The sequence below is a fragment of the Acinetobacter sp. CAU_H_S139_7 genome (genome assembly GCF_058599305.1).
This window is the reverse complement of the sequence record NZ_CM178651.1, coordinates 3446252-3458559: the sequence shown is the minus strand read 5'-3', so window position 1 is coordinate 3458559 and position 12308 is coordinate 3446252. Positions and strand designations below refer to the sequence as shown.

The 12308-nt window shown below is 49.9% G+C and carries 1 protein-coding gene (cut by a window edge); it reads left to right on the top strand.

The genetic code is table 11. The features are described from left to right. Positions 1–12308, top strand: partial view of a cadherin-like domain-containing protein gene (locus tag AC4MC0_RS16750; RefSeq protein WP_491887162.1) — the 3' portion only. 21220 nt of this gene lie to the left of the window's left edge; 12308 of the gene's 33528 nt are visible here — the last part of the coding sequence; its start codon lies beyond the left edge, outside the window; it ends in the stop codon at positions 12306–12308.

Sequence of the window (12308 nt, the reverse complement as noted above, 5' to 3'; positions counted from 1 at the left end):
CGAACGACAGTGATGTTGATGGTGATCCATTGAGCGTGACCCAATTCACAGTTGCAGGTGATGCCACAGTCTATAGTGCAGGACAAACCGCGACGATTGCAGGTGTAGGTACGCTACAACTCAATGCGGATGGTAGCTATGTGTTTAGCCCAGCGGCCAATTACAACGGCAACGTGCCAGTCGCCACCTATACGGTGAGTGATGGCACGACCACCAGCACCAGCACCTTGACTTTAAGTGTCACCCCAGCCAATGATGCACCAGTGGCACAGTCTGATAGCAACAGCACCGCAGAAGACAGCACCTTAACGGTGAATGCCGCCAATGGTGTGTTGGCGAACGACAGTGATGTTGATGGTGATCCATTGAGCGTGACCCAATTCACAGTTGCAGGTGATGCCACAGTCTATAGTGCAGGACAAACCGCGACGATTGCAGGTGTAGGTACGCTACAACTCAATGCGGATGGTAGCTATGTGTTTAGCCCAGCGGCCAATTACAACGGCAACGTGCCAGTCGCCACCTATACGGTGAGTGATGGCACGACCACCAGCACCAGCACCTTGACTTTAAGTGTCACCCCAGCCAATGATGCACCAGTGGCACAGTCTGATAGCAACAGCACCGCAGAAGACAGCACCTTAACGGTGAATGCCGCCAATGGTGTGTTGGCGAACGACAGTGATGTTGATGGTGATCCATTGAGCGTGACCCAATTCACAGTTGCAGGTGATGCCACAGTCTATAGTGCAGGACAAACCGCGACGATTGCAGGTGTAGGTACGCTACAACTCAATGCGGATGGTAGCTATGTGTTTAGCCCAGCGGCCAATTACAACGGCAACGTGCCAGTCGCCACCTATACGGTGAGTGATGGCACGACCACCAGCACCAGCACCTTGACTTTAAGTGTCACCCCAGCCAATGATGCACCAGTGGCACAGTCTGATAGCAACAGCACCGCAGAAGACAGCACCTTAACGGTGAATGCCGCCAATGGTGTGTTGGCGAACGACAGTGATGTTGATGGTGATCCATTGAGCGTGACCCAATTCACAGTTGCAGGTGATGCCACAGTCTATAGTGCAGGACAAACCGCGACGATTGCAGGTGTAGGTACGCTACAACTCAATGCGGATGGTAGCTATGTGTTTAGCCCAGCGGCCAATTACAACGGCAACGTGCCAGTCGCCACCTATACGGTGAGTGATGGCACGACCACCAGCACCAGCACCTTGACTTTAAGTGTCACCCCAGCCAATGATGCACCAGTGGCACAGTCTGATAGCAACAGCACCGCAGAAGACAGCACCTTAACGGTGAATGCCGCCAATGGTGTGTTGGCGAACGACAGTGATGTTGATGGTGATCCATTGAGCGTGACCCAATTCACAGTTGCAGGTGATGCCACAGTCTATAGTGCAGGACAAACCGCGACGATTGCAGGTGTAGGTACGCTACAACTCAATGCGGATGGTAGCTATGTGTTTAGCCCAGCGGCCAATTACAACGGCAACGTGCCAGTCGCCACCTATACGGTGAGTGATGGCACGACCACCAGCACCAGCACCTTGACTTTAAGTGTCACCCCAGCCAATGATGCACCAGTGGCACAGTCTGATAGCAACAGCACCGCAGAAGACAGCACCTTAACGGTGAATGCCGCCAATGGTGTGTTGGCGAACGACAGTGATGTTGATGGTGATCCATTGAGCGTGACCCAATTCACAGTTGCAGGTGATGCCACAGTCTATAGTGCAGGACAAACCGCGACGATTGCAGGTGTAGGTACGCTACAACTCAATGCGGATGGTAGCTATGTGTTTAGCCCAGCGGCCAATTACAACGGCAACGTGCCAGTCGCCACCTATACGGTGAGTGATGGCACGACCACCAGCACCAGCACCTTGACTTTAAGTGTCACCCCAGCCAATGATGCACCAGTGGCACAGTCTGATAGCAACAGCACCGCAGAAGACAGCACCTTAACGGTGAATGCCGCCAATGGTGTGTTGGCGAACGACAGTGATGTTGATGGTGATCCATTGAGCGTGACCCAATTCACAGTTGCAGGTGATGCCACAGTCTATAGTGCAGGACAAACCGCGACGATTGCAGGTGTAGGTACGCTACAACTCAATGCGGATGGTAGCTATGTGTTTAGCCCAGCGGCCAATTACAACGGCAACGTGCCAGTCGCCACCTATACGGTGAGTGATGGCACGACCACCAGCACCAGCACCTTGACTTTAAGTGTCACCCCAGCCAATGATGCACCAGTGGCACAGTCTGATAGCAACAGCACCGCAGAAGACAGCACCTTAACGGTGAATGCCGCCAATGGTGTGTTGGCGAACGACAGTGATGTTGATGGTGATCCATTGAGCGTGACCCAATTCACAGTTGCAGGTGATGCCACAGTCTATAGTGCAGGACAAACCGCGACGATTGCAGGTGTAGGTACGCTACAACTCAATGCGGATGGTAGCTATGTGTTTAGCCCAGCGGCCAATTACAACGGCAACGTGCCAGTCGCCACCTATACGGTGAGTGATGGCACGACCACCAGCACCAGCACCTTGACTTTAAGTGTCACCCCAGCCAATGATGCACCAGTGGCACAGTCTGATAGCAACAGCACCGCAGAAGACAGCACCTTAACGGTGAATGCCGCCAATGGTGTGTTGGCGAACGACAGTGATGTTGATGGTGATCCATTGAGCGTGACCCAATTCACAGTTGCAGGTGATGCCACAGTCTATAGTGCAGGACAAACCGCGACGATTGCAGGTGTAGGTACGCTACAACTCAATGCGGATGGTAGCTATGTGTTTAGCCCAGCGGCCAATTACAACGGCAACGTGCCAGTCGCCACCTATACGGTGAGTGATGGCACGACCACCAGCACCAGCACCTTGACTTTAAGTGTCACCCCAGCCAATGATGCACCAGTGGCACAGTCTGATAGCAACAGCACCGCAGAAGACAGCACCTTAACGGTGAATGCCGCCAATGGTGTGTTGGCGAACGACAGTGATGTTGATGGTGATCCATTGAGCGTGACCCAATTCACAGTTGCAGGTGATGCCACAGTCTATAGTGCAGGACAAACCGCGACGATTGCAGGTGTAGGTACGCTACAACTCAATGCGGATGGTAGCTATGTGTTTAGCCCAGCGGCCAATTACAACGGCAACGTGCCAGTCGCCACCTATACGGTGAGTGATGGCACGACCACCAGCACCAGCACCTTGACTTTAAGTGTCACCCCAGCCAATGATGCACCAGTGGCACAGTCTGATAGCAACAGCACCGCAGAAGACAGCACCTTAACGGTGAATGCCGCCAATGGTGTGTTGGCGAACGACAGTGATGTTGATGGTGATCCATTGAGCGTGACCCAATTCACAGTTGCAGGTGATGCCACAGTCTATAGTGCAGGACAAACCGCGACGATTGCAGGTGTAGGTACGCTACAACTCAATGCGGATGGTAGCTATGTGTTTAGCCCAGCGGCCAATTACAACGGCAACGTGCCAGTCGCCACCTATACGGTGAGTGATGGCACGACCACCAGCACCAGCACCTTGACTTTAAGTGTCACCCCAGCCAATGATGCACCAGTGGCACAGTCTGATAGCAACAGCACCGCAGAAGACAGCACCTTAACGGTGAATGCCGCCAATGGTGTGTTGGCGAACGACAGTGATGTTGATGGTGATCCATTGAGCGTGACCCAATTCACAGTTGCAGGTGATGCCACAGTCTATAGTGCAGGACAAACCGCGACGATTGCAGGTGTAGGTACGCTACAACTCAATGCGGATGGTAGCTATGTGTTTAGCCCAGCGGCCAATTACAACGGCAACGTGCCAGTCGCCACCTATACGGTGAGTGATGGCACGACCACCAGCACCAGCACCTTGACTTTAAGTGTCACCCCAGCCAATGATGCACCAGTGGCACAGTCTGATAGCAACAGCACCGCAGAAGACAGCACCTTAACGGTGAATGCCGCCAATGGTGTGTTGGCGAACGACAGTGATGTTGATGGTGATCCATTGAGCGTGACCCAATTCACAGTTGCAGGTGATGCCACAGTCTATAGTGCAGGACAAACCGCGACGATTGCAGGTGTAGGTACGCTACAACTCAATGCGGATGGTAGCTATGTGTTTAGCCCAGCGGCCAATTACAACGGCAACGTGCCAGTCGCCACCTATACGGTGAGTGATGGCACGACCACCAGCACCAGCACCTTGACTTTAAGTGTCACCCCAGCCAATGATGCACCAGTGGCACAGTCTGATAGCAACAGCACCGCAGAAGACAGCACCTTAACGGTGAATGCCGCCAATGGTGTGTTGGCGAACGACAGTGATGTTGATGGTGATCCATTGAGCGTGACCCAATTCACAGTTGCAGGTGATGCCACAGTCTATAGTGCAGGACAAACCGCGACGATTGCAGGTGTAGGTACGCTACAACTCAATGCGGATGGTAGCTATGTGTTTAGCCCAGCGGCCAATTACAACGGCAACGTGCCAGTCGCCACCTATACGGTGAGTGATGGCACGACCACCAGCACCAGCACCTTGACTTTAAGTGTCACCCCAGCCAATGATGCACCAGTGGCACAGTCTGATAGCAACAGCACCGCAGAAGACAGCACCTTAACGGTGAATGCCGCCAATGGTGTGTTGGCGAACGACAGTGATGTTGATGGTGATCCATTGAGCGTGACCCAATTCACAGTTGCAGGTGATGCCACAGTCTATAGTGCAGGACAAACCGCGACGATTGCAGGTGTAGGTACGCTACAACTCAATGCGGATGGTAGCTATGTGTTTAGCCCAGCGGCCAATTACAACGGCAACGTGCCAGTCGCCACCTATACGGTGAGTGATGGCACGACCACCAGCACCAGCACCTTGACTTTAAGTGTCACCCCAGCCAATGATGCACCAGTGGCACAGTCTGATAGCAACAGCACCGCAGAAGACAGCACCTTAACGGTGAATGCCGCCAATGGTGTGTTGGCGAACGACAGTGATGTTGATGGTGATCCATTGAGCGTGACCCAATTCACAGTTGCAGGTGATGCCACAGTCTATAGTGCAGGACAAACCGCGACGATTGCAGGTGTAGGTACGCTACAACTCAATGCGGATGGTAGCTATGTGTTTAGCCCAGCGGCCAATTACAACGGCAACGTGCCAGTCGCCACCTATACGGTGAGTGATGGCACGACCACCAGCACCAGCACCTTGACTTTAAGTGTCACCCCAGCCAATGATGCACCAGTGGCACAGTCTGATAGCAACAGCACCGCAGAAGACAGCACCTTAACGGTGAATGCCGCCAATGGTGTGTTGGCGAACGACAGTGATGTTGATGGTGATCCATTGAGCGTGACCCAATTCACAGTTGCAGGTGATGCCACAGTCTATAGTGCAGGACAAACCGCGACGATTGCAGGTGTAGGTACGCTACAACTCAATGCGGATGGTAGCTATGTGTTTAGCCCAGCGGCCAATTACAACGGCAACGTGCCAGTCGCCACCTATACGGTGAGTGATGGCACGACCACCAGCACCAGCACCTTGACTTTAAGTGTCACCCCAGCCAATGATGCACCAGTGGCACAGTCTGATAGCAACAGCACCGCAGAAGACAGCACCTTAACGGTGAATGCCGCCAATGGTGTGTTGGCGAACGACAGTGATGTTGATGGTGATCCATTGAGCGTGACCCAATTCACAGTTGCAGGTGATGCCACAGTCTATAGTGCAGGACAAACCGCGACGATTGCAGGTGTAGGTACGCTACAACTCAATGCGGATGGTAGCTATGTGTTTAGCCCAGCGGCCAATTACAACGGCAACGTGCCAGTCGCCACCTATACGGTGAGTGATGGCACGACCACCAGCACCAGCACCTTGACTTTAAGTGTCACCCCAGCCAATGATGCACCAGTGGCACAGTCTGATAGCAACAGCACCGCAGAAGACAGCACCTTAACGGTGAATGCCGCCAATGGTGTGTTGGCGAACGACAGTGATGTTGATGGTGATCCATTGAGCGTGACCCAATTCACAGTTGCAGGTGATGCCACAGTCTATAGTGCAGGACAAACCGCGACGATTGCAGGTGTAGGTACGCTACAACTCAATGCGGATGGTAGCTATGTGTTTAGCCCAGCGGCCAATTACAACGGCAACGTGCCAGTCGCCACCTATACGGTGAGTGATGGCACGACCACCAGCACCAGCACCTTGACTTTAAGTGTCACCCCAGCCAATGATGCACCAGTGGCACAGTCTGATAGCAACAGCACCGCAGAAGACAGCACCTTAACGGTGAATGCCGCCAATGGTGTGTTGGCGAACGACAGTGATGTTGATGGTGATCCATTGAGCGTGACCCAATTCACAGTTGCAGGTGATGCCACAGTCTATAGTGCAGGACAAACCGCGACGATTGCAGGTGTAGGTACGCTACAACTCAATGCGGATGGTAGCTATGTGTTTAGCCCAGCGGCCAATTACAACGGCAACGTGCCAGTCGCCACCTATACGGTGAGTGATGGCACGACCACCAGCACCAGCACCTTGACTTTAAGTGTCACCCCAGCCAATGATGCACCAGTGGCACAGTCTGATAGCAACAGCACCGCAGAAGACAGCACCTTAACGGTGAATGCCGCCAATGGTGTGTTGGCGAACGACAGTGATGTTGATGGTGATCCATTGAGCGTGACCCAATTCACAGTTGCAGGTGATGCCACAGTCTATAGTGCAGGACAAACCGCGACGATTGCAGGTGTAGGTACGCTACAACTCAATGCGGATGGTAGCTATGTGTTTAGCCCAGCGGCCAATTACAACGGCAACGTGCCAGTCGCCACCTATACGGTGAGTGATGGCACGACCACCAGCACCAGCACCTTGACTTTAAGTGTCACCCCAGCCAATGATGCACCAGTGGCACAGTCTGATAGCAACAGCACCGCAGAAGACAGCACCTTAACGGTGAATGCCGCCAATGGTGTGTTGGCGAACGACAGTGATGTTGATGGTGATCCATTGAGCGTGACCCAATTCACAGTTGCAGGTGATGCCACAGTCTATAGTGCAGGACAAACCGCGACGATTGCAGGTGTAGGTACGCTACAACTCAATGCGGATGGTAGCTATGTGTTTAGCCCAGCGGCCAATTACAACGGCAACGTGCCAGTCGCCACCTATACGGTGAGTGATGGCACGACCACCAGCACCAGCACCTTGACTTTAAGTGTCACCCCAGCCAATGATGCACCAGTGGCACAGTCTGATAGCAACAGCACCGCAGAAGACAGCACCTTAACGGTGAATGCCGCCAATGGTGTGTTGGCGAACGACAGTGATGTTGATGGTGATCCATTGAGCGTGACCCAATTCACAGTTGCAGGTGATGCCACAGTCTATAGTGCAGGACAAACCGCGACGATTGCAGGTGTAGGTACGCTACAACTCAATGCGGATGGTAGCTATGTGTTTAGCCCAGCGGCCAATTACAACGGCAACGTGCCAGTCGCCACCTATACGGTGAGTGATGGCACGACCACCAGCACCAGCACCTTGACTTTAAGTGTCACCCCAGCCAATGATGCACCAGTGGCACAGTCTGATAGCAACAGCACCGCAGAAGACAGCACCTTAACGGTGAATGCCGCCAATGGTGTGTTGGCGAACGACAGTGATGTTGATGGTGATCCATTGAGCGTGACCCAATTCACAGTTGCAGGTGATGCCACAGTCTATAGTGCAGGACAAACCGCGACGATTGCAGGTGTAGGTACGCTACAACTCAATGCGGATGGTAGCTATGTGTTTAGCCCAGCGGCCAATTACAACGGCAACGTGCCAGTCGCCACCTATACGGTGAGTGATGGCACGACCACCAGCACCAGCACCTTGACTTTAAGTGTCACCCCAGCCAATGATGCACCAGTGGCACAGTCTGATAGCAACAGCACCGCAGAAGACAGCACCTTAACGGTGAATGCCGCCAATGGTGTGTTGGCGAACGACAGTGATGTTGATGGTGATCCATTGAGCGTGACCCAATTCACAGTTGCAGGTGATGCCACAGTCTATAGTGCAGGACAAACCGCGACGATTGCAGGTGTAGGTACGCTACAACTCAATGCGGATGGTAGCTATAGTTTTGTACCAGTGGCAAATTACAACGGCTCAGTACCCGTAGCAACTTATACTGTTTCTGATGGTACAGCTACGGTGACTAGTACTTTAACGTTGACTGTGACACCAGTGAATGATGCGCCAATCACCCAACCTGACAACTACACTGGTGTAGAGGGCACAACAGGGTCTCATATTTCTGTATTGACCAATGATAGTGATGTTGATGGTGATACTTTAATTGTTGCTCAGTTTGCAACCAATGCCAGTGGTACAGGTGCACAAACAGCAAATGGCAGCAATACCATTACGACTGTTTTAGGTGGTACAGTGACCATGAATAGTAATGGCACATTTAGCTATGTTGCCCCAATACGTAATCATGGTAACAACGGTGTAACGGATACTGATGGTGCGGATGTGGATAGTTTTTACTACAAGGCATCAGATGGTACGCTGGAATCTGGCTGGACGCAGGTGCAGATCACGATTACGGATACTGCACCAGTTGCCCAGAATGATTCGGCAAGTGTTGCGATAGGTGACACAGTTACAGGTAATGTGATTACAGGTACAGTAAATGGTATTGTCACTTCTGCAAGTGTAGATACACCAAGTCTGGATACACCAAATAGAATTACTTCGGTGAATTTTGGTGGAACGAACTATACGGTAGCACAATCAGGCATTACCACCATTACAACAGATGACGGTAAACTTGAAATCCAGAGTAATGGCGAATACACCTATACTTCAGGGTATAGAAATGTATATGTCGATAGAAATGGTTCTGATACCGCACCAACACTCACTGCATGGAAAGACTATGCAACGACTGGTGTAAAAAATGTGTATGGTTTTGATGGTTCTTCACCTATATCGGGTACAACTCTCAACCTTAATGCTTTAACGAACTCAACTGCCAATATTGTACGTTTGGTTGATGCTACTACTGGTAATAACAATGATGGTTTAGGTGTTGAAACAACACTGTCGGGTACTACATCCAATCAGCAGAATATCAGTCGTGTCGAAAATGGTGAATATATCGTTTTTGATTTAGGTGCATTGTCGAAGAATGCTGTAGTGACTTTAACTGATGTTTCAAATGCAACGGAAGCTGGTCGTATTACATGGTATGCCTTTGATGCCAGTGGTACTCGTGTGGGTACAGGTACAGTTTCGGGTACGCCATTAAGTAGTGTACTGGAGTTCAGCTTGCCAACGGATATCAATTATCAATATATTGCTTTTACTTCGACTAATAATAATGCCCATTTCCGTGTCAATGGTCTGCGTGCAGAGGCTGCGGTTACAGGGAATGCAACTGATGAGTTTACTTATACTCTATCAGATAGTGATGGTAGTCTGGCAACTGCAAAACTGACCATTGGCACCACAGGATTGAATGTATTACCTGATGCCGCGGCAGTACGCGAATCACATCTGCCAAATGGCACGTTCCAGGGCACCAAGACCCAATATACGACGACGGGTAATCTGTTTAGCAACGATACTGTGACCAACACAACACAGATTGATGACATCAGCTTTAGTAGTGGTGCAAGTGGTACGCCAAACAAAGTTATTTCGGGCACTACGATTACCATTACTGATGCTGATGGCACATTGGTGGTCAATAAGCTGACAGGTGCTTATACCTATACCCTGACTGCGGCAACAACACAGGGTACCGATGATATCAAGGTATTCAGCTATATTGCCAAAGATCAAGTAACAGGTCAGAGCAGTGCTGCGACAAATTTAACCATCAATGTTATAGATGATGCACCCGTTGCAACGGATCTTAATCAGACCTTGAGTATGGCAGCAACACCGCAGACCTATAATCTGACCATTATCCTCGATGTATCGGGTAGTATGGCGTGGGATGGAAATGGTATAGGCTCAGCGACTGCTGGTTTTGATCCGAATACTATTCGTTTGATGCTGGCAAAACAGGCGATTGCACAATTAATTGACAAAGTTGATACTTTGGGCAATGTCAATGTCAAGCTGATTAGCTTTAGTAGCAGTGGTTCGGAAGAGGTTTCACAGTGGTATGTGGATTCTGCGACGGGTGCGATTAACTTTGTCAATACACAGCAGGCCGATGGTGGAACTGCTTATCGTTCAGCAATTAATAAGACTATGACTGAGTGGGGTACACCACCAGCAGCAGATAAAAACTTTGTGTATTTTATTACCGATGGTGCTCCTGATAGTGATCAGGATATTAATGAAACTATTGGTACAAACTGGCGTAATTTCCTGAATAACAACAGTGTTGATGCAATGTATGCGGTAAGAATCGGTGGTAGTGATACCAGTGCCATTGATCCATTGATACGTACGGGTACGAATGATGAGGCAGTTGCAATCTCCAGTCCGACAGAATTGCTCAATACACTACTCAGCAGCATTGATGATGGTATTGTTCAGGGGAATGTGTCTATTCTTTCAGGTAGTGGTAGTACTGGCGGGATGATACTGGGTGCAGATGGTGGATATCTGGAAAGTGTTACTGTAGATGGCGTGGTTTATACTCTTGCTGGTGGGAACACTCAAGTCATTCATACCGAAAAAGGTGGTGCATTAACGGTTGATTTCACCACAGGTGAATATCGCTATGAAATTATTGTCAATAAGACTATTCTGGGTGAAATGGAAAGCTTCCAGATTGGTGCAGTGGATGGCGATGGTGATGCTATTTCGATGAATTTAAACATCACCTTGAACTATCAGGCACAGGTTGATGCTAATCGGGATACGATTATTACCAATGTACAAAATGGTACAGCGATATCTATCTCGGATGCTGCATTAATGCACAATGATCTGGTGAGTAATAATACGTTCTTGTCTAGCAGTAGCAATGCCGTGAATGGTACGGTATCGGGTACAAATACGATTACCTTTACTCCAAATGTAACAGGTATTCCAGCACAGACAATTCGAGTGATTAAAGAAAGTGCAGATTGGTATAACAGTGCGTGGGACAATAATGATACTTCGGGCTTGCCAAAAAATAACATTAAAGAACTCGCTGTGGACTTTAGTGACCGTAGCCTGTTTGGTACGACGGGAACGGCAGCAACCATTACTGCTTATCAGACAGGTCAAACCATCTCGGGCTGGGCTGTCGATAGTGGTATTAATGGTTACACTCAGGTCTTTAATGGTACGTTCTATTCGAGTGCAGATCGTGATTTGGTAAAAGTGTATCTTTATGCAGGTGAACGTATCTATATTGATGTAGATGGTACGACTGGATCGAATACCAATGTTTCAGGTACGACTACACGAGCTGTACTGGATGCCAGTGGTACTGCAACGAGCTTTAGTCAGACTACGGATGGCTGGTTTACTGCCACGACTACTGGTGAGTATTATGTGCAACTCTCCAACACAAATTCTTCTTCAACTAGCTATAACCTTGCTCTGACCATTGATAATGGTACTTCGACTGCTGGTGGCGGGACATCTGCTGCACCTAAAGGGGCAATTGGACCATCTTCAGGTGGCTTTGACTATACTTTGAATGAGCTTGGTGTTCTAACCAATGCAAAAGCCGATATTTATCATGTCGCTGGTACTACACTCAATGGTACAGAGCGTGATGATATTCTGCTGGGTGGTGCGACCAACGATACATTGTACGGCGGTAAAGGCAATGATGTACTCATTGGTGGTTCAGGTCAGGATACGCTATATGGTGGCAATGGTAATGATCGTCTGGAAGGTGGGATCGGCAACGATATACTGTATGGCGATGCAGGGAATGACATCCTGATCGGTGGGGTAGGTAATGATATCCTCAACGGTGGATTGGGTGCTGATACCTTTGTTTGGGGTGCAACTGATAATGTGAACCAGACTGATACCATCAATGACTTTAGCAAAGCTCAGGGTGACAAGATTAATGCCAAAGCCTTATTAGTACAACTTGGTTGGGATCAGGATGTGGTTACATTAAGTGATTATGTCAGCCTGACCACAGGTAGTAATACCATCAATATCCATAATATAGCGAATACCGTGAATGTGAATATTGTGGTCACAGGCCAGTCATTTACAGAGAATGACATCATCGACATGATCAATAAAACCAACTTCCAGACTTAA